Origin of the sequence: uncultured Clostridium sp. (assembly GCF_947036855.1) — a bacterium.
Classification (GTDB): Bacteria; Bacillota; Clostridia; order Clostridiales; family Clostridiaceae; genus Sarcina.
Genome location: NZ_CAMQRY010000025.1, coordinates 1 through 22575 on the forward strand (window position 1 = coordinate 1; position 22575 = coordinate 22575).

Consider the following 22575-nt stretch of genomic DNA (forward strand, 5'->3'; position numbering starts at 1 on the left):
TACCAGTCATTTTTGGACTAATAAAGTTAGGGATTGTTGAAATCCAAATAGTAACGATTACCCATATACCAGTTTGAACTGGTGATGGTGTAACTCCAAGGAATACGACCGCATACCCAACTACAGATACAGAAATCGCAACGTTCGATATAACAAGACATACTGCGTATGTATAGTTAGCTAAGAAGTTACCTGATTTTCCATATGTATAATCTGCGTATCCACCCATTCCTCCTTTATTTTTACTAAAGATACCACACTGTGCGAATGAATATGCAAGTGCTGTAGCTCCGATAGCTGTTACAAGCCATGATAGTATTGACATCGTTCCAACTTTTGCAAGTTGTGAAGGAAGCATTATGATTCCTGATCCAAGCATGTTAATACCTGTAAGTATTGTCAGCTGGACAACGTTCATTTTTTTTGTTTGTGCTTTTGCTGTGCTCATTTTATCATTACTCCTATAATATTTATTAGTGCTTTATATAAATATCATAGGATATCATTCATTATTAAATTTTAACATCTAATATATAATATGATATCCTACAATATGAATAGCTTATTATATATTTAAATTATTTTGTGTATTGGTCATCATAAACATAACCATATGCTCTAACCTTATCTCCCTCTTGCTCTAAATAAACACCATGAATTTCTGGTGCAAATCCTGGGAAATTGTTAATACCATCTTGAAGAATTAAGAAATACTTCTGAACAGTTTCTGTCCATCTTTCTCCTGGTACAACACATAAGATTCCTGGTGGATATGGTAGTGCTCCTTGTAATGCTATTTCTCCAAGAATTTCATCAACTGCAACAAGTTTAGCATCATTCTTAACTAGAGCTTCTCTTGCGTCATATGCTGACATTGCAATCTCTGGTAAAGTTTCTCTTCTAAATAATTGCTTTTGATATTGTTTTGCATTATTATCTTTGTAGAAATCATGCATCTCTTGGCAAAGTCTTCTTATAGTATAGCCTTTATATCTTTCGATATTTTGAGCATATATTTTAGGTAAAACTTCTTTTAATGGTGCATCAGACTCAACTAATTTTTCAAACATAGCTATTTGTGCAACTAAGTTATTCATTTTTGTTGAAGTTTCTGAAGGTGTAAGTAGGAATAATATTGAGTTAAGATCACTCTTCTCTCTTGTAATTCCATGTTCACCTAAATAACTAGCAAGGATTGTAGCAGGAATACCAAAATCTTCGTACTTTCCTGTCTTAGCATCAATACCTGGTGTTGTTAACATAAATTTGTTAGGGTCAACAAAGTATTGATCTTCTCCATATCCATCAAATGAATGCCATTTTTGACCTGGGTGGAATTTGAAGAACTCAATGTTACTTGCAATTTCTTCTGTTGGGTATTCTTCCCATTTCTTCCCATTAACCATATCTGGTACAAAAGGCTTCATCATTGTACAATTTGCGATAACTTTCTTTCTAGCTTCAATTCCAAGCTTAACACAGTCATCCCACATTTTTTTACCCATTTCTCCATCTTGCATTTTAGCATTTACATCAAGTGATGCGAATATTGGGTAGAATGGACTTGTTGATGAATAAATCATATAAGAATCATTGAATCTCTTATGGTTTACATATCTTCTTTGTCCTTTTACATGTGCATCTTTTTTGTGTATTTGTGATGCTTGTGAGAAACCAGCTTGTTGTTTATGAACTGATTGAGTAACTAATATACCTGGATCATTTTCATCAAGATCTATTAATAATGGAGAACAATCTCTCATCATTGGTATAAATTGCTCATATCCAACCCATGCAGAGTCAAATAAGATATAGTCACAAAGGTGTCCTATTCTCTTAACAACTTGTTTTGCATTGTATATTGTTCCATCATAAGTACCAAGTTGAATTATTGCAAGTCTAAATGGTCTATCTTCTTTTGCTCTCTCTGGATCAATTTTAGCTATTTCAGCTCTTAAGTAATCTTCATTAAAGCAATGATCATCTATTCCACCAATAAATCCAAATGGATTTCTTACAGTTTCTAAGTATACTGGAATCCCTCCAACTTTTGATAAAGCTGCATTATAATTTGATACATGGTTATTTCTATCAAATAATACTAAATCATCTTTTCCCATGATGGCACTAATTGCAATTGCGTTAGCAGTACTTGTCCCATTCATTACGAAATAAGTCTTATCAGCATTATAAACTTGTGCAGCATATTTCTGTGCTTCCACAGCTGGACCTTCATGTATTAATAAATCTCCAAGATCAACATCTGAACTACTGATATCTGAACGGAATAAATTTTCTCCGTAGAACTCATACATAGCTCTTCCTGCTGGATGCTTTCTGAAATATTGTCCACCGTGATGTCCTGGTGTATCAAATTCTATACTTCCTTTTTCAACATACTTTTGTAATGTCTTAAAGAAAGGAGGTAATGCTTCATCCTCATATCTATCAGCAGCAGTTTCTATTTCTCTGCTGTAATGATTTCTATTGAATTTATTATGATCTAAAACAAATCTAACTTTTTTTCTAAGTTCATCATCAAGTTCACCATCTGGTGTAATAACGAAAACTGGAAGTCCAAGTTTTGTTTCATCAACAACATTGATTAAACTAGCATCTTCTTCTGTTAAAACAACAGCTGCGACATCTGTAAAATCAGTTTCATATAACTCGATTGTTTCTCTCTCTGTTGAGAAGTATTTTCTTGCCTTTTCTGAGCAAGCAATTTTAAAATGTTTCATTAAAAAAACCTCCATCATTATGTATTTAATTATTAAATGCACTGACTTAAATTTTTTGTTCAAATATCTTTAATAATATTTCGACATAAAATTCACTTCGTTTGCAAATCTGTCTTTATATTATTCCTTTCTATCAAAATATTCAACTAAAGTGTTTCATTTTTATTCATTCTTTTTTGATAAATAATCAATTATTTTGAGATTATTTATCACTTTTTTTGTATTTTTTACCTTTTAAATAATAATAAGTGCATTTTTTATGATTTTTTAAATTTTTTTCATATTTTTTATTTTTATACGTTTTTATATAAAAAATCCCCATTTTAGCCATTTCAATGTGATTTTTTCTATTCAAATCTTAAATAACTACCTTTTTTAAACTATACCCTCAATAGTAAGCTAGTATTTTAACATATTTATAATTTAAAAGCATTTTTTTAACATTTGTATATATATTCATCTATTAAATTAAACACAATTGTATATTTTTTATATATTTATGAATTTTTATTAATCTATTTTTCATAAAAAAATGATTTTTTTCCGTCATATAGTATATATTCTTTAAAAAAATATTTTTAAATTCTTCTTTTTCAAACTTTTCAAGCAAATTATTTGTTAACATAAAAAAATCAGATACATAAAATATGTATCTGATTTTATCATTTTCTTACTATTCTATTGTTTTATTAAACACTTTACTATCTTGGTATTAAACCAATTTTCTTCTGAACTTTTCTAAGTGTTTTAGTTGCTATATAATTAGCCTTTTCAGCACCTGATTTATATATTACCTCAAGTTCTTTTTTATTTGCAAGTAAGTCTTTAACTTTATTTTGTACTGGCTCAAGTTCTGCAACAATAACTTCTGCTACATCCTTCTTGAAATCAGCATAACCTTTTCCAACGTATCTTGAAGCGACCTCTTCTGGAGAAACTCCCTCTATTGTTGAAACTATATTTATAAGGTTTTTAACACCTGGTTGCTCATCTGTATAATTTACTACACCTATACTATCTGTTACAGCTCTTGAAATTTTCTTTCTTATAACTGCTGGTTCATCCATTAATAGTATTGAAGCATTTGGATTTTCTTCTGACTTAGACATTTTTCTAGTTGGATCTTGAAGATCCATTATTTTTGCTCCTACTTTTGGTATATAACCTTCTGGAACTTTAAATGTAGGACTATATGCCCCATTGAATCTTGAAGCTATATCTCTAGCAAGTTCTAAGTGTTGTCTTTGGTCTATACCTACTGGAACTAAATCAGTTTGATACACTAAAATATCTGCTGCCATTAAAACTGGATAATTAAATAAACCAGCTCCTATTGACTCACCAGAATCAACTGCTTTTTGTGACTTATCTTTATATTGTGTCATTCTACTAAGTTCACCCATATATGAGTTGCAAGTTAGAAGCCATGACAGTTCTGCATGTGCTGGCACATGTGATTGTATAAACATTGTGTTGTTTTCTACATCTATTCCTGACGCTATGTAAATAGCTAATATCTCTAAAGTTCTTTTTCTAAGTTCTGCTGGTGATTGCTTAACAGTAATTGCATGAAGGTCTACAACACAGTAGTAACATTCATATTCTTCTTGAAGTCTTACCCATGACTTTATAGCTCCTAAGTAATTTCCAAGTGTTAAGTCCCCTGAAGGTTTAATTCCACTAAATATAACTTTTTTCTTATCTTCCATGAGAATATTCTCCTTTCATTTTTACTTTTCATAATATTTAAATAAAGCAAACCTATGATTATTCTATTTAAATAACCATAGGCTTATTACTCTTTACATCATATTATATATATTACCACAATTTAATAATTTAAAATACGTTACCATAATAATTTATACTCTTACCACATTAAGACGTATTCTAAAAGCTAATAAAAATAGAAGCCTACAAATCATTTTGCAAACTTCTATTATCTCTATTTTAATTTTACTGTTATAGGCTGTATTTCTTTTAAAATTGGCTCATCTTCATCTACTTCTATATTTTCATTAGTATTATGAGTAACAACTGGAATCACTTTTAAAGTATCTCCTGTAATTTTCCCATTATACTCTTTTTTCCAAAGTCCCCACTTACCTTCTATCTTATCTTTACTTCCAAATTCACCTTCCATTTTTCCTGATGCTCCACCTGTAAGTCTTGTTCCATCTTCATTTTCTATTATAAATTTTGTTATTTTATAATCTTTATCTTTATGACTTCCAAAATCATATAAAAGCTCAACATATCCATCAGGATGAACAATAAGCTCTGATAACTCTGTATCTCTAAGTCCACTAGCTTTATATGAATAGTCTATTGGTATATACTTAACCGCACTCTCTTTTTTGGTAGCCTTAAGTGGAATATTCAAAGTTTTACTTTTAGTATCTAAGGGATAACTACTAAGTATATTAAAATTATCTATCTCTACCTCAATATTTAAATCTTTTTTCCCCATAAGATTTTCAGGTATTCTTATCTTTGTTTCCATCTCATAAGAAGTTTCTGAATTTTTGACCATATTACTTCCATAACTCATTGACTCTCCATCTATTGTATATGAAATATCTGCACTTACTCTTTTTGCTATAAAATCATCTTCTGTGATTCCTAAGTCTTCTGCTTTTATATTACTACTATCAAGTTTTTCTGTTATCTTTATAACTCCTACAATACTTGTATCAATATCTAGTTCTATATCTACTCCCATATGATTTATTTTATAACTACCATCAAATGTTTTTGTTCCATCCTCTAAAACAACCATATAATTTCTAGTTTTAAATACTTCCATAATTTTATTTATAGCAGCTTCAACATATTCTGGATTTGTAGCCATAAGTCCTGATGATATAGCAAATGCAAGTCCTGCTGCTATTGCTACTTTTTTACCTCTTCTCTTTGGCTTTTTCTTTTCTTTATAAGCTTTATTTACTATACTATCTACCTTTTCATCAAAATTATCTGGAAGTTTTATTTTATCTATATCATTTTTATTTAAACTCATACTATGCCCCTCCTAAAATTGCTTTAAGTTTTTTAAGTGTTCTATTTAGTCCACTTTTTACAGTTCCCTCTGGAACACTGTTCACTCTTGATATTTCCTTAACGCTCATATCATCAATATACCTTTTAAGTATTAAATCTCTTTCCCTGTCATTTAAAGAATTTATAGCAATATATAGTTCACTATCCTCTTCAAAGCCTTTTTCCTCATATGTTAACTTATTTTCAAACTCACTTATCTGTATTACTGTATCTTTTTTAAGCTTTTTCAAATTATTCTTACATGTATTCACAAGTATTGTACTTATCCAAGAGTTAAAACTATTATAACTTTTACATTTATCTATTGAATTTATCACTTTCACTAAAGTATCTGAAAGTGAATCCATTGCATCATTCTCATTTTTCATATACATAAATGATATTCTATATAATTTCCCCTTAATAGGATTTAATAACTTATTAAAACTTTCTTTATCCCCTTTTTGAGCTTTCTTAAAAACCAACTCATCTGTCATCTCTTTCCCCCCTTTGAAGTACTTCATATCTAAAGACAAATAGCTAAGCTAAAACGTTCCATAATTTCTAAAAAACTTTATTTTTCTTATTTTAATAATAAACAAAATATATGAACCAATTATTTATAGTATTATAATTCACTATAAACTTATCTTTACTACTAATTTTTTAAAAAAATAAAAGAAGCTCCTCATACTTTGAGAAACTTCTTATTTTCTAAGCTATTATATTTTGTATACTTTTATAAACCCTATTTATATCTTCTTCTGTATGTGAACTCATAATACAAAGCCTAAGTATTGCTTCACCTTTTTTAACTGTTGGATATCTTATTGCTGGAATATATATTCCAATATCTAAAAGTTTTGTGCTTATCTCCACTGCTTTTTTCTCATCACCTATTGGTATTTTAATCACTGCACTATCACACTTTATATTTTTAAAAGTCTGCTTAAATGTTTTCTCTGTATATTTTATGTTATACCTAAGTTTTTCTGTTAAGTTTTCTCTCTCCATTATTTCAAGTGCTTTTATACTTGCCATACATAAATGTGGTGCTATGGCTGTTGAGTATATAAATCCTCTTGCTTTATTTTTTAAATATTCTATAATATGAGTTTTTCCACTTACAAATCCACCTTCTGTTCCAATAGCTTTGCTAAGTGTCCCCATATAAATATCAACATCATCATTAAGATTATAAAAATCTAATATTCCTCTTCCTTGTTTTCCAACAACTCCAATTCCATGTGCATCATCAACCATAACTTTTGTATCATACCGTTTAGCTAATCTACAAATTTCTTTAAGTAGTGATAAATCTCCACTCATACTAAAAATCCCTTCAGTTATAATAAGCATATTTTTACTCTTATTAATTTTTAGTTTTTCTTCAAGTTCTAAAATATCATTATGTTTAAAAACTATTATCTTAGCTTTTGATAATCTACATCCATCAATTATACTTGCATGGTTCTCACTATCACTAAATATTATATAACTTTCATCACATATAGCTTGGATTACAGTTATATTTGCAGTATACCCACTATTAAAAATAATACTATCTTCCCTATTAAAGAATTTTGATAATCTTTCTTCAAGTTCTCTATGTGGAAGATAACTTCCTGTTGTAAGTCTTGAGCCACCACTTCCAACACCATATTTATTTATCCCATCTATTGCTGCATCTTTAAGTTCTTGTCTATTTGCTAAATCTAAATAATTATTAGATGCCATAAGTAGTATCTCTTTTCCATCTATAACTATATTCTTATCCTGTGGTGAACTTAAATATTTTAGCTTTCTTCTTAGATTATTATTATCAATATCTAAAAGTTTACTTTTTAAATCATCCATTAAGTCCTACCTCCATAAGAGTTTTTAAATCTACACTAGGATTTATCTTTATATCATCTTTTACAATAACTCTTTTATTCTCTAAATATTCTATACAATCTTCTAAATTCCCCTTACTTGAATCAAATAAGAATACTCTACCACCACTTTTCTCACCTTTTTCTTTAAGATAATCAAATCTTACATATCCAAACTCCTTAGTTGCCACATACCCAGCAGTATAATCTGCATCATCTGAATAACAAATTTCTGCTACTATCTGTGGAGATGATATTACCTTTGATGCTAAAACTACAGCTTCTATAAAATGAGTATTATATTTTTCTGATTTAATAAGACCTTTTTCATCTCGATTTTCTAAATCCATATAGGTTACTCTCACTCCACGCTTTTCATCTTTCTCAAGCCTTTCTAAAGAATTAATATCAAGAATAACTGCACCTCTCATATCTCTTATACTATTTAATATGTTAACTGCTTTTTCTACCACTATTTCTTTGAGCCCTATATCAGAAAGTATTTTTTTTACTCCCATAAATCCTTCATTCACATTACTTACATTAACAGTTGTTGATTCTAATGGATTTATATAATCAAAATCTATAACTTTCTCAACTTTTAAGTTTATAAAATCCGCACTTCCTTTAGAGTGTTCAAGTGCTCTACTTATAAGTGCTGATACTACTTTATCCAAATTTTCTTTTGAAATAATATTTTCTGCTCCTGATATATGATTTTCCTCTTTTGAGCTTCTCATCTTAATGCTATAAAGTTCCATCTCATCCTCCATTTATACATCTTATCTCTCATAATTATAAATATTTTAATTTATTTAAAAAATCCTTTCCTATTATATAGGGTTTTAAAAAGAGTTGTATAAAAATACAACTCTTTCTTTTTTATGCATCTTGTTCTTTTTTACTCTCCAAGAATTTCAACTAAACTTTCCACAGTTTTTTCTATCATAAAGTCCATATCTTTTTCATCTATAATATATGGTGGATTAAAGTATAATATATTACCAAGTGGTCTAAGAAGTAATCCTTTCTCTAAGGCTTTCTTATAAATTTGATAACCAATTCTATCATTACTATCAAAACTTGTTTTAAGCTTTTTATCTAAAACAAGCTCAACAGCATTTATCATACCTTGACTTCTTATCTCACCAACATTCTTATGATTTTCAAGTGCTTTTCTAAGCTTTGCATTTAATATAATAGCTTTTTCATTAACCATTTCTAAAATATTTTCACTTTCAAAAATATTTAAAACCTCTACTGCTACAGCACACCCAAGAGCATTTCCTGAATATGTATGAGAATGCATAAATGCTTTATGCTTATTATAATCATCATAGAAACAGTCATATACTTTATTAGTTGTTAAAACAAGTGCCATTGGCATATATCCACCTGTTAGTCCCTTTGATAAACACATAAAATCTGGTGTAATACCAGCATGTTCTGTTGCAAACATCTTACCTGTTCTACCAAAACCTACTGCAATTTCATCAGCTATAAAGTGAACATCATATTTATCACAAGCTTCTCTAAGCTTTTTAAGATATAAACTAGGATATATTTTCATCCCTGCCGCACCTTGTATAATTGGTTCAATAATAACTCCTGCTAACTCTTCATGATTCTCACTTATTGCTTTTTCCATATGCTCAAAACATTCACAAGAACAATTTTCTCTTGTTTTTTTATATGGACATCTATAACAATCTGGAGCCTTAACTCTATTAACATCAATCATAAGAGGCTTATAAACTTGACTATATATATCTAAATCACTCATAGATAATGCACCTATAGTTTCACCATGATATGCATCTTCAAGTGCTATAAATTTCATTTTCTTCTCTTTTCCACTTTGAACATGGTAATGAAAACTCATTTTAAGAGCTGCTTCAACAGCTGATGAACCATTATCACAGAAGAAAACTTTTTGAAGTTCTTCACCTGTAAGCTTTATAAGTCTTTCACTAAGTTCTATTGCTGGAATATTAGAAAAGTTAGCAAATATAACATGTTCAAGCTTATCCACTTGATTTTTAAGTGCATTATTAAGTCTTTCATTTGAATGTCCAAAAAGATTGCACCACCAAGAACTTACACAGTCAAGATAACTTTTTCCATCTAAATCATAAAGATATGCCCCTTTTCCTTTTTCTATAATAATGGGGCTAAGCTCTTCATAATCCTTCATTTGTGAACATGGATGCCATATGTGTTTTAAATCTTTTTCTATTAATTGTTCCTTTGATAACTTACTCATAAATTAATCTCCCTAAATCATATAAATTCAAATCATTAATATCTTTTGTTTCCTCTATCGTAACTATATTTTTGATCTTAGTTAACTTTTCGATAGTTTTTTTATTATCTTGATGCATAAGACTAAATTCATCAAAATTATTTAAAACTATTCCCTTAATTGTAAGTCCAAGACTTCTAAGATATGCAACTGTTATCACTGTATGATTTATAGTTCCAAGTCCTGCTCTTGCTACTAAAATTACTGGAAACTCTGTCATTTTAACTACATCTGAAAGCATAATCTCATTTCCTTCTGTAAGGCTTATAGGACAAACTATCCCTCCACTACCCTCACATAAAAGAAACTCATAATCTTCTGCCATAGTTAAAAAATCATCTTCAATCTTTTCATATGAAATCTCAACTTGCTCTACTCTGCTTGCAAGATGTGGTGAATATGGATTTTTCAAAGTATATGAAACCATTCTCTCATAATCTTTCTCAAGTCCTGATGTTTCACAAACAATTCTGCAATCTCCTGGTATAAGCCTATCTCCATCTATTTCTGCTCCACTTAAAACTGCCTTATAATATCCTGCATTCACACCATCTTCTCTAAGTTTTTTAAGCATCAAAGCACTTATAAATGTTTTTCCTATATCCGTATCTGTACCAACTATAAAAACACCTTTATCCATTTTACTCACTTACCTTTAAGCCAATTTTCTCTATCATTTCTTTATCAGCTTTAATATTATTTCCACATGTAGTTAAAAGATTTCCTGTTATTGTAGCATTAGCACCTGACTTAAATGCTATCTCACCAAATCCTGTTAAAAGATTTCTTCCTGCTGCAAGTCTTATATTAGCAGTTGGATTAACAAATCTAAACACTCCAATAGTTCTTAAAATCTCCTCTTCACTTAAATTCTCCTGTGCCTGAAGAGGTGTCCCCTTAATAGCCATAAGTGCATTAACAGGAATAGATTTAATATTTAAATCTCTAAGTGTTATAGCAAGGTCAATTCTATCTTCCACACTCTCACCCATTCCTATAATTCCACCACTACAAACCTCAAGTCCAAGTTCTTGTGCATATTTAACTGTATCAATCCTATCCTGATAAGTATGCGTTGTACAAATTTCTTTATAATAATTTTCTGAAGTTTCAAGGTTATGATGATATCTTTTAACACCAACATTTTTAAGCTTTAAAAGAGATTCCTTATCTACAATCCCATGTGATGCACAAAGATTTATCTCACAATTTTGATTAAGTTTATCATAGTATCCTACAACCTTATCAAAATCTTTTCCATAAAGACCTTTACCAGATGTTACAATAGAAAATCTATTAACTCCCTCTCTCTCATTTTCCTTTGCAATCTTTTCTACCTCTTCATAAGGCATTAATGGATATTCTTGTACCCCTGTTTTAAAGTGAATTGACTGCGCACAGTACTTACAGTTCTCTGAACATTTACCACTCTTCCCATTAACAATCGAGCATAAATCAACACTTTTTCCACAAAGTTTCTCTCTAATCTCATTAGCTGAAACTTTAAGAAGTTCTAAATCACTACTATAAAGTTCCATTGCCTCTTCCTTAGTAAGCTTGTACCCATTTAAAACCTTATCTTTTAACTCATTTATATTTAACATTTAAACCACTCCTATATTATCTATATATAAAACCATTTCCCGATAACTTTATCTAAATAACTAAATAGATTTAAACTAATTCTAGTTTCCATCTACATCTACTCTTATGTAAAATTACTTTAAGTTATACAAACTTTTATCTGCTTCCCTTAAAATATATAATCAACTTTATATCTACAAACTATAAAAACTCTAGTTTATAGCTATAAGTAAGGGACTGTATTTTATGATACAGTCCCTTATTTTCTACAACACCTAATATATTTTGATAATCAAACTATTTCAAGTATAGTTAAATAATATATTTTGATAATCAAAATGTCAATGTTTTATTAAATTTTTACAGTTAAAGCATTCATTATCTTCTTACTACTTTTATGTGATTTTATCATTTCATAGGCATCTAAATATATAAGCATCTCACTTGTTTTTATAATATTCCTCGATGTATCCTTAAATATTTTATCAAGTGTATCTATCTCATCAATAGATATATCCATCATTTGCTCTCTCATATACTCAATCTTTGCCATTCTTAAAATCCCATTATCCATAAGACTACTATCTGAAAATTCAACCCTATTTAGCATATTATGTATTCTACTAAGGAATATCCTTTGTTCATTCCTAAACTTTCTAAGCTTATCACTATCGAGCACTGTATTATTAATAACTATCTTATTTTCAAAACCTTTTGATATTAAAATAAGTTTTCTAATCTCTTCCCTTATTCCTTTTCTAGAATATATTTTCATTGTACTATCTAAAATAGCTGTACAAGAATCATAATATTTCCTTATAAGAATCTTTGTTTCTTTCTCTAAACTATATGGAAAAATAATTTTATTTCCTATTAGTACTACTATAATCCCAAGTGCTATAAATATGATTCTATCATCTGCATATGTGAATATATATTTATCATGAATTGTTACCACTCCAAGGAATAGAACTGTTAGCATTGCTGTACTATAAGCATACTTTTTGAATAAAAGCATAAGAAATACTGCAACTCCTATAATAATTATTCTTGGGTAAATCCCTGTAAATAAAAGTGATAAAGGTAGATATATGATAACCCCAACTAAAGTTCCCATCATTCTCCCCTTAGCTCTATTTTTAACAGTATTATTATATGGCTGTGATACTGATGTTATTGTGAATATCATCCACTTTCCTATTGGTACATTAAAATATCTAATTGCAAAGTATGCAAGTGATACAATAAGTGCTGTTCTAAAAGCAAAAATAAATCTAACAGAATCCTTATTAAAATCTTTTATTAAAAGTGTTACTGTTGTTTTACATTCTTTTTTAAATTCTGATACAGTAATCATCTTATGATGTTTAAACCTAGCACTTTCAAGCTCTACAAGATGGTCTGTTAGGCTATCTATAACTCTAAGACTTTCCAAAACTTCATAAACTTCAATGATTGTACTATCTTCACAATACTTAAGATTTAATCTATCAAGCTCTACATTTAAAACTTCTATTTCATGCTCTTTATTTATAAATCCTTTAAGACTTAAAAGAAGTTTATTTATATCTAGTAATAAAGTAGTATATTTAATCTCTCCCTCTGATACTTTCTTTGCCATTTTTTTAGCAGTATGAGCCATACTTTCAAGTGATGCAATAAGATTAAGTTCTATGTTTTCATCTTCTTTTAGATAAAAACTATTATTTCTTTTTTCGAGAATATCTCTACTCCATTTTGTAGTAAAAGTTCTAAAATCATCAAATGAATCATGATCAATTTTACCTCCACTGCATTTTTCTATGTTAACTATAAGCGAATCTATTATATTTATAAGATTTTTATTTTCCATTTCTTTTTTTCTAACAAATCGTATAAATATAATTTGAAATAAGACTGCTATAATTCCTAGAACAGCAAGACTTACTATTCTAATACTTAAATCTTTTCCTGTAACATTAGTTGTTAAAAAAAGTGTATATCCAAATAGAAAAGGGAAAAACATTGTCTTATTAAGTGTGTAAACAACTAGGTATATCATTATAAAAATTGCTATAAAGTTTATAAAAAAACCTATATAAATATTAAAATTAACTATGTATGGGACAACTCCTATAAACACTGTAAGAAATGAAATTTTTAAAGTTGCTCTAATAGGAGTTTTAGAAAAGTCCTTGTTTAAAATTGCAATTAACATGAAAAGCCCTGTAATACCAACCATTAAATTATTATGCCCAAGATATTCCACTGAAATATATATCATAATTGCCGATATTATAAAAATACAAATACTACTGAGTATGGATTCTTTGTCCATAATTACACCTCTGCTTAATCTTTTGTTTAACTTACTCAAATTTTTGAGTAGCCTTTGTATTATACCCTATCTAAATTTAAAGTTTATTTTATTTATATTCATATATCATCGATACTCTTCTTTTTAAAGATTTACCCTCTTTTTATTATTAATCCCTCTTGATTACTTTAGATTGCCCTGTTTTTCACAGAGTTCTCACTGTGCCTATTTTTTCTCTACTTTTAAATATTCATTTTCTTTGCATATTTAAGCTCGTTAAAATTCTGTTAACATAATTTCCAAAATGTTTTCACTCTTATTTTTTTGCCATTTTAATAATGATATCCCTATTTTTATCACTTTCGTTAAAAAGTTTTTAGTGTTTTAACCATTTTATTATCAATTCAATAATTACATGCGCAACTTTTTATACTTCTATCATTTTAACACTATCTATATTATTGAATTATTAATTACTTTCTGTTAAACTGAGTACACAGATAAGAAACACATGTCTTTTATAACGAATCAATAAATTAAATACTTATTTAATTGATAGTTAATCATTTTTAATTTTAAGTTTAATATGTGGTATTTATTACATAATTAAACTAGCAATTATAAAATTTTAATAAATATACAATTTGAGGGAGGACTACTTATGGATAAGAAAAAACGAGATTATTTAGTAATTGGATTTGCTTTATTCTCAATGTTCTTTGGTGCTGGTAATTTAATATTCCCACCATACCTTGGACAAATACTTGGAGAATATTACTGGCTTGGAATTATAGGTTTTACAATAACAGGTGTTGGACTTCCACTTCTTGGACTTCTTGCAGCTACAAAAAACAAAGGTAACTTTGAAAATATGTCACTAAAGGTTGGAAGTAAGTTTTCTAAAATTTACTCAGTAGTTTTATTCCTTATGATAGGACCACTACTTGCTATTCCTAGAACAGCAGCAACAACTTACTCAATATCAATTGAGCCAAACTTTAAAAATTTCAATCCGTTTTTATTTACATTATTATACTTTGCAGTTAACTTAATATTTGTTTTAAAACCATCAAAGGTTATAGAAATTATCGGTAAATTTCTAACACCTGTTTTACTTCTTATATTAATAGTATTAATTGTTAAAGGAATTATTGATCCTGTTAGTGGATACTCAGCTACAACTGTTGCAAATCCTCTAACTACATCATTACTTGAAGGATATCAAACAATGGATGCTCTTGCTTCAATAATTTTTGCTTCATTAATAATAGGTGCAGTAAAATCTAAAGGATATAAAGAGAATGAAATTGTAAAAGTTACAGTTAAAGCTTCTATCATTGCGATAATTGGACTTGGAGTTGTATATGGAGGACTTATCGTTCTTGGTTCTAGAACAGGAGTTTTAGGAAATGGAATGGATAACTCAAAACTTTTATTATTCTTATCAACATCAATACTTGGACATGCTGGTAGAATTGCTATCGGAATAGCTCTAGGACTTGCTTGTATGACTACTTCAATCGGACTGTTATCAGCTGGTGGAGAATTCTTTGAAAGAATATCTGGTGGTAAACTTAAATATAGAAATAATATCTTTGCTATGTGTATACTTAGTATCGCTGTTGCAAGTATGGGACTAGACAATATAGTAGCATTCTCAGCAAGTATACTAAATGTAATATACCCAATTACAATCGTACTAATACTACTAAATTTATTTGATAAATTTGTAAAAGGACGAGCTGTTTATCAGGCTTCTGTATATGTAACATTAATCGTAAGTATACTTACATTTATCGGTGGATTTGTAACACCACTAGACAAAGTATTATCATACCTTCCAATGCAAAGCGTAGGATTTGGTTGGGTGCTACCAGCAATCATTGCTTTTGTAGTAACTAACTTCTTTATAAAAATAAGAGATGCTGTTGAAGCTGATGACCTTGCAAATAGCTAAAATAAATGCTACCTGAATTTTCAGGTAGCATTTTTATTTAGCGTATATATATGCTTTAATCCATTATTTAAAATATAATAAGACAAACAAAGCCACCTTTTTCAGCGTGGCTTTTCTGTTTATTTTATTTTAGCCTTTAACTCTATCAAGTAGTAAAACTGCTTCTCCTCTGCTTAGTGAAGCCTTTGGTCTAAATTCTGTTATGTTCTGTCCCATATATTTCTCTTCTATTGCACCTTCAACAGATGTTATAGCCCACTGTGAAATTGATCCTGAATCTGAATACTTATAGATTTTATCTAAATCCATATCCTTATTTTTCATTATATTAGTTATTACAACAGCTGCCTCTTCTCTAGTTATAGTATCATTTGGTCTAAAAGTTTCATTTTCAACATTTATATATCCAGCTTTTACAGCTTTTCTTACTTCTTCATAGTACCAATATCCACTATTTACATCTGTAAATGATTCATTTGCTTGTGCTGTATAATTAAATACTCTATTAACTATTTTGATAAACTCTGCTCTAGTTATTGATTCACTTGGTCTAAAAGTACCATCTCCATAACCTTGTAGATATCCTAAATCTGTAAACTTTTCTATTGAACTTTCTGCAAAATGTCCTTTTATATCACTAAAAGCTGATTCTTGTAACACTATATTTTCTGTTAAATACTCATATACTCCATCTGATATTGACTTAGCAACTTTCTCTTGGTATGCATCTGTCTTTAATTTATTTGCTTCATTTACATTACTTATAAATCCACACTCAACTAAAGCTGATGGCATATTTGATTCTCTAAGCACTGCAAAACCAGCAGTCTTAACTCCTCTGTTATATGCTCCTGTATTCTTAATAAGTTCACTTTGTATATCCTGTGCATATGGTTTATGTGCTACTTTATCTCTATGGTGGTAAGTTTCTATTCCATGAGCACTAGGACTAGTAAATGAATTTTGGTGTACTGAAACAAATACATCTGCACCATATTCATTAGCTAACTCTCCTCTTTCTGCTAATCCAACAAAACTATCATCAGTTCTACTCATCACAACCTCAACACCTAAAGCTTTAAGATTTCTTGTAACTTTATTTGATATTGTTAAGTTCATTTCTTCTTCTGCTATTCCATTATATGCAGCTCCCGACTCTGTTCCTCCATGACCTGGATCTACAAACACCTTATAATAATCTCTATTTACAAAATTAGATTTTAATACATTAGGTTTTCCTTGATCATCATTAACTAAAATTTCAAGAATATAAGCCTTGTCTCCATCTTCTAATAATACAAAACCAGAACCATCTTTAAGTCCTTTTGCAATATTATTATCTAACTTAACATTAGCTTCATTATTAACTATTTTTGCACTAACTAACTCTTTATTTAAATGTTCACTTGCATACTCAGCTAAGTTTACTTCTTCACCCTCATTAATTGATATACCATCTAAAGTTTCAATATCTTTTCCATGAGCTTCCTTTTTTGCACTTTCTACTACCTCTAAGTATTCACCTTCAGTAACAGCAAATGCCTCCTTATAGTTTGTCCCTACCATAATCATTCCTATAATAACAGTTCCTATAATTTTATGACAAAGTTTTGCTTTCATGTTTCATCCTCCCCCTGTTTATTGTTTACCCTCTTATTATATAACTCACTTCCTTTTTTTCTACAAATTATGCTATTAATTGTTTTTTTATTTACATTTTCCCTTTTTTCTTAATATATGTATAATTAAAATAAACAATTAATATATAGTTTCAAAAATACTTCTGTGCAATCAAAAAATCCACTAATAAAACTTATAATTTTACTAGTGGATTCTTCTTATATATAATTTTTCATTTCTTTTAAAAGCTTACTTCTAAGTAAAATTAACATCCCTATATAAATAATTGTTATGATAACTGTGTTAACTATTATCTCTAAAATTTTACTTTCTAAAATATAATATTGTCTTAAAAAGATGCTAAGCCCAAAAGTTATCAAAGTAACACATATTATTTTGAAGTTTTCTATCAAAAATACCTTCTCATTAAAATTAACACCAAATTTCTTCTTAAATTTAAAAAATATTATTATTGCTGATATTACTGTAGTTATACTTGTCCCTAAAACTACACCATATAATCCTATAAATCTAGCAAAAATCACACTCATTATTATATTTAATACACTTATAAACAAACTATTTTTAAATGGTGTTGAAGTATCACCAGTAGCATAAAAATATTTATATATAATATCTCTTGCTGCATTTGTTGGAATTGCCACAGCATAAATACACATGCATAGATAAATCATTCTGCTAACTCCAACTGTAAATCCACTCCCTGTATATAAAATACCTATAATCTCTCTTCCTGATATTATTAAATTTATTACTATAAACGACATAGAAGCACTTACTATTATTATATAATTCATTATTCTTTCCTGTATATTATGATGCTTTAAACTCTTAACTATTTTAGGATATAAAAATGAACTTATATTTGCTATAAAAATCACACTAACCATACCAATTAAGTAATTAGAATAATTTAAAATTGAAACTTTTCCAGTTCCAAGTCTTGATGCTATAAAAGTATCCACAAGTATTGAAATCTGATATAAACCAGTACTTACAACCACAGGGAGAAATGATTTAAACATCCCTCTAACTACCTTATCTTTAAAATCAAATGATAAACTTAGCTTAAATCCACTTCTTCGCATGAAAAATTGTTGGAAAATAAAATTAATTACTGCTGTAACTAAAACTATATCTGCATAATAAACTATGCTATTATTTGCTTCAAAATATAATAATATTACTATAGCTATACTCATTACAAGCAAACCAATCTTAGGTATATTAAACTTCTCTTGAAAATTTAATATAGCATTTGATACCCCCATATAAGATGCTATATATTGAGCTATAACAAGTACAACTAATAATATAGCTGCTGTTTCTATATTACTTGCCCCTTTATCATCCATAAAATTTCCAACTATAACTTTACTAAAAATAATTGTTAAAGCTAAAATTATTGTAGCACCACTATAAATAGTCACAATAAATGTATTTATAGCCTTTTTATTTGATTCCTTTCCTATATTTGGCATCAAAACTGTTGTAACTCCAACTCCAATAAAACTAAATATCACAACTGCTATACTACTTGCAAAATTAAAAGCATCCAGTGCTGGTGATACTCCAAACTTTCTTGCAACTATAATTACCCTAAATAGTCCAAATACCTGTATTCCAATAGTCATTAACATCATTAAAGCAATTTGCTTTCCTTGTCTTCTCTTGCTACTCTCCATCTAGCATATTCCTTTAATGAAATTATCTATTTTTTCAAACTGTAATTCAGCCTTTAATTTTATATCATCTAAATTAGAACTTTTATTATCTTCTATTACTTTTAAAATCTTAGTTTCATCAATATTTTTTATATCTTCTACATATGAAAATATTTTTTCTGAGCCTATATCCTTTAATATATTCATTGTCTTTTCACTATAAACTATTGGATATATCCCTTGATCAAACAACTTTGATAAAATTATAGAATGGAATCTTGTCCCTATTATATTTTCAACTTCTGAAAATCTCTCCATAAACACATCTATATCTCCATCATAATTAATTATTTCTACATTCTCTTTCATATTTACATCTTCAAAAATCTCCCTTGCAAACTTTAAATCTCCTTGAAACTCACAAAAAGAAAAAAGCTTTATATCTATTCCCTTTTCTGTATTATAATTAATTATATCTACAATCTTTTGCTTATACTTATTAGAATATTCTTTTAGCTTGTCCCTATATGATATATCTATAAGTGAAATTCCAAGTGTATTTTTAGTTTTAATAGGCTGATTTATCTTCATTGAAAATACAATATCTGATGCTACCCTAATATTCTTTTCATCAAACAAATTATATGAGTACATATCTCTAAAACATACATCATCACACATTTTAAATATATTTTCATAATCCACTCTAAATTTTTCATTACAAAAAGGTCCAAAATTAGCACCTATAATAAAAACTTTTTTATTATACTTTTTATACATACCTATTTTTTCTCTATTCCTCTGTAATTGCACTTCCCAATACTCTTCCTGTGAAAATATTGAACCACCAATAAGTAGTAAAGCATCAAACTCTTTTGCTTCATGTTTATACTCTACTTTTCTTAGCACTCCTATTTTATAATTAACTTTTTTAGCCTTAGACTTTAACCTAACTTCAACATTTGTAAATTTCTCAAATATCTTTTTATACTCTTTATTATATGTACTTACAACAAAACTTACCTCTGTACCTTCATACCTTTCAAATAGCACCTTTAAAAATAAATCATCTCCAAAATTTTTAGCTAAATAAGCTTCTACTAGTATTTTCTTCATGATAGTTTCCTCTCCATTTCACCAGAACTTCAGTTTATCAATGATAATTATAAATTTAGTAAATTATATATTCTTCTTCACTAAGCTTTTTTCTGTTTTGCACTTATACTTAAGCTTAAACCTGAACTTAATCTTAAAGTATATAATATAAAACTTAATTGATGATTTTATATTATTTTTATTAAACTTAAAATTAGATAACACCATTTTTTCATAGCTACTTAAATCACATTTCTTCTTCTTACAATAACTAATATTCCTTGCTACTACCTGTGGCAATAAAAATGTATCTAATAAAGTAATAATCTTTTTCTTTTCCTCCTCCGTATAAATCAATTCCTCTTGATTAATAATAAAATGCTTTATATTATTAATATAATTATTTTTATCATTTTCCCTTATTGCTCTATTAAAAAAACTTGAAGTTCCTCTAATAAAATAATTACTAAGTAGCTCTGGAACATAAACTGCCTCTTCTAATAATAAAATTTTCATTATAAATTCACTATCTTCCCCACATTCTAGTTCCTTTGAATACCGTATATCATTTTTCCTCAAAAAGTTTATATCAATCATAAAATCATTTAAATGCATAACAGAACCATAAATATACTCTTCAGCTAGCTTTCCTTCTTTTTTCCTATTATGTTTAACTATTTTATTGTTAAAAATATAACTATTTCCACAATAACAAACTTGCTTTCCACTTTCTAAAAGCCTATGAACCTCCTTAGAAATCTTACTAACCTCATACGTATCATCAGCATCTAGAAAACTTATATATTTCCCCTTTGCAACATCCATTCCAGCATTCCTTGCAACTGAAACTCCTTGATTAACTTGACTTATATATCTTATATTACTATATTTATTCTCAAGTTTTTTCATCAAATCTAGAGTTGAATCTGTACTTCCATCATTAACTAAAATAATTTCCATATCATCATAATCCTGATTTATCACAGACTTAACTGTTTCCTTCAAATATTTTTCTGCATTATAACATGGTAACACTACACTAACCAACATATTATATTTTCTCCTTCGTATCTAAGTCATGCACTAAATAATATTCTTTCCCTATATATTTCTAACTATTTATGAATATAATCATGACTATGTTTTAATCCCTTACTATTTATTAACTTTCAGATAAATATACCCACAACTATAATATATCATAAATAGTAATTTTTTCATCTTTTATTCTATTTTTCGGTATCAATATTCTCTAAAAATTTAACTTTCCCTCTAAATTGAAATTTAATAAATAGCAAAAAACAAGCCTATATAAACTTATGTTATCTATAGGCTTGTCCTTTATTTTACTTTATTCAATTTAATTTGGTATATTTTCTAGATTATCTGTATCATATCCATAAACTGTTTTAGCTAGTATCCTAGCTTTTATTCTAGCAAATGGATAGTTTTTACCTGGACAACTTGTATGACCAATTCCTGGTGAACCATGTCCAAATACTTGTGATATTCCATATTTAGCTACTGCATATTGTCCAATTTTAACAACTGCATCTTCTTGTGCCTTTGGCATAGTTTGTCCCATATAATCTCCTTGAACAGCTATACCAAGTGATGTAGCATTAGTATCATTTGATAAGTTACCATCATTACTACCAACTTCTGCTGCATGAGCACCTCTCCAGTTTTCTTCTCTACCTTTGTAGATTTTCCCATCTTTATGAATATAGAAGTGGTATCCTATACCAGCCCATCCATTTCCATTTTGATGCCAATCATGAACATTAGTAACACTTGTGTTACCAGCAGCATGATGAAGAACCAATTTTTGTGGATTATTAGGTAATGGACCTTCTAAACCAAAATCAAATTCAAGCCCTAAATCAATAATATTAGGTCTATCAACATAGAAATTCATACTTTTACTTTGTTTACTTCCATCATGTCCTATTTGACCTACTTCTATTTTTCTATTACCAGCTTGTAATTTATTTATTTCTAAATTAATATTAAAACCTGATTTAGAAGTATTCGGGTATTCAGGATACTTACTAGGTAAACTTGGTGTTGCTAAACCGATATCTATTTTCCCCTTATACTCACCATCAATATAATATCTTAACTCTTTGACACCCGCTTTATTTAACGCCCATCCATCTATAGTTAATATATTTTTGTTTCGCTTTAAAGAAAAATCCATTTTAGTTCCACTTGCAACTGTATGATAATATGCTTCACTTCTTACACTTCCATCATTACCAATTTGCCCCACTTCTATTTTTCTTCTACCAGGTTTTAACTTACTTAAATCTAAACTTATATTAAATCCTGATTTTGATACATTTGGGTATCCTGGATATTTATTAACTAATTCTGGTGTTG

Annotated in this window: 17 protein-coding genes; 1 reads left to right on the top strand and 16 read right to left on the bottom strand. The window is 28.5% G+C overall.

The window, feature by feature from the left end:
* From Q0V15_RS04435 to Q0V15_RS04485, 11 genes are all read right to left on the bottom strand, one after another.
* On the bottom strand, window positions 1–448 hold a 448-nt coding region (locus Q0V15_RS04435), incomplete at its 3' end, for an amino acid permease (RefSeq protein WP_297436408.1).
* 130 nt (window positions 449–578) lie between these two features.
* Window positions 579–2741, bottom strand: a complete 2163-nt coding sequence (speC, locus tag Q0V15_RS04440; RefSeq protein ID WP_297436410.1) for an ornithine decarboxylase — start codon at window positions 2739–2741, stop codon at window positions 579–581.
* Between the two features lie 701 nt (window positions 2742–3442).
* Window positions 3443–4450: a tryptophan--tRNA ligase gene (gene trpS / locus Q0V15_RS04445; protein WP_297436411.1), complete on the bottom strand. Its 1008-nt coding sequence runs from the start codon at window positions 4448–4450 to the stop codon at window positions 3443–3445.
* Window positions 4451–4686: 236 nt separating this feature from the next.
* Window positions 4687–5760 (bottom strand): hypothetical protein, encoded by a 1074-nt coding sequence (locus Q0V15_RS04450; protein ID WP_297436413.1) that lies wholly within the window; start codon window positions 5758–5760, stop codon window positions 4687–4689.
* 1 nt (window position 5761) lies between these two features.
* Window positions 5762–6277, bottom strand: a complete 516-nt coding sequence (locus Q0V15_RS04455; RefSeq protein ID WP_297436415.1) for an RNA polymerase sigma factor — start codon at window positions 6275–6277, stop codon at window positions 5762–5764.
* A 217-nt stretch (window positions 6278–6494) separates the two neighbouring features.
* On the bottom strand, window positions 6495–7637 hold the full coding sequence (locus Q0V15_RS04460) for a pyridoxal phosphate-dependent aminotransferase family protein (protein WP_297436417.1): 1143 nt from the start codon (window positions 7635–7637) through the stop codon (window positions 6495–6497).
* Window positions 7630–8415 (bottom strand): 6-carboxyhexanoate--CoA ligase, encoded by a 786-nt coding sequence (locus tag Q0V15_RS04465; protein ID WP_297436418.1) that lies wholly within the window; start codon window positions 8413–8415, stop codon window positions 7630–7632. Before Q0V15_RS04465 ends, Q0V15_RS04460 begins: the two co-directional genes overlap by 8 nt.
* 140 nt (window positions 8416–8555) lie before the next feature.
* Entirely contained in the window at window positions 8556–9917 is a 1362-nt protein-coding gene (gene bioA, locus Q0V15_RS04470; RefSeq protein WP_297436420.1) for an adenosylmethionine--8-amino-7-oxononanoate transaminase, read from the bottom strand.
* Window positions 9910–10596, bottom strand: a complete 687-nt coding sequence (bioD, locus tag Q0V15_RS04475; protein WP_297436422.1) for a dethiobiotin synthase — start codon at window positions 10594–10596, stop codon at window positions 9910–9912. The genes bioA and bioD overlap by 8 nt, the downstream gene beginning before the upstream one ends.
* 1 nt (window position 10597) lies before the next feature.
* Window positions 10598–11560, bottom strand: a complete 963-nt coding sequence (gene bioB / locus Q0V15_RS04480; protein WP_297436424.1) for a biotin synthase BioB — start codon at window positions 11558–11560, stop codon at window positions 10598–10600.
* Between the two features lie 332 nt (window positions 11561–11892).
* Window positions 11893–13803 (bottom strand): FUSC family protein, encoded by a 1911-nt coding sequence (locus Q0V15_RS04485; RefSeq protein ID WP_297436426.1) that lies wholly within the window; start codon window positions 13801–13803, stop codon window positions 11893–11895.
* Between the two features lie 694 nt (window positions 13804–14497).
* Here Q0V15_RS04485 and brnQ point away from each other — a divergent pair.
* Complete coding sequence (gene brnQ / locus Q0V15_RS04490; RefSeq protein ID WP_297436428.1) at window positions 14498–15793, top strand: branched-chain amino acid transport system II carrier protein; 1296 nt, start codon at window positions 14498–14500, stop codon at window positions 15791–15793.
* A 129-nt stretch (window positions 15794–15922) separates the two neighbouring features.
* Here brnQ and Q0V15_RS04495 read toward each other — a convergent pair whose 3' ends face one another.
* The 5 genes from Q0V15_RS04495 to Q0V15_RS04515 all read right to left on the bottom strand — a co-directional run.
* On the bottom strand, window positions 15923–17413 hold the full coding sequence (locus Q0V15_RS04495; protein ID WP_297436430.1) for an N-acetylmuramoyl-L-alanine amidase: 1491 nt from the start codon (window positions 17411–17413) through the stop codon (window positions 15923–15925).
* Window positions 17414–17631: 218 nt separating this feature from the next.
* The gene (murJ, locus tag Q0V15_RS04500) at window positions 17632–19119 is read right to left on the bottom strand and encodes a murein biosynthesis integral membrane protein MurJ (RefSeq protein WP_297436432.1); all 1488 of its coding nucleotides are present in this window, start codon (window positions 19117–19119) and stop codon (window positions 17632–17634) included.
* Entirely contained in the window at window positions 19120–20214 is a 1095-nt protein-coding gene (locus Q0V15_RS04505) for a polysaccharide pyruvyl transferase family protein (RefSeq protein ID WP_297436434.1), read from the bottom strand.
* Window positions 20215–20277: 63 nt separating this feature from the next.
* Entirely contained in the window at window positions 20278–21243 is a 966-nt protein-coding gene (locus Q0V15_RS04510) for a glycosyltransferase family 2 protein (protein ID WP_297436436.1), read from the bottom strand.
* A 310-nt stretch (window positions 21244–21553) separates the two neighbouring features.
* Window positions 21554–22575: peptidoglycan recognition family protein (locus Q0V15_RS04515; RefSeq protein ID WP_297436438.1), on the bottom strand; the 1022-nt coding region annotated here is incomplete at its 5' end.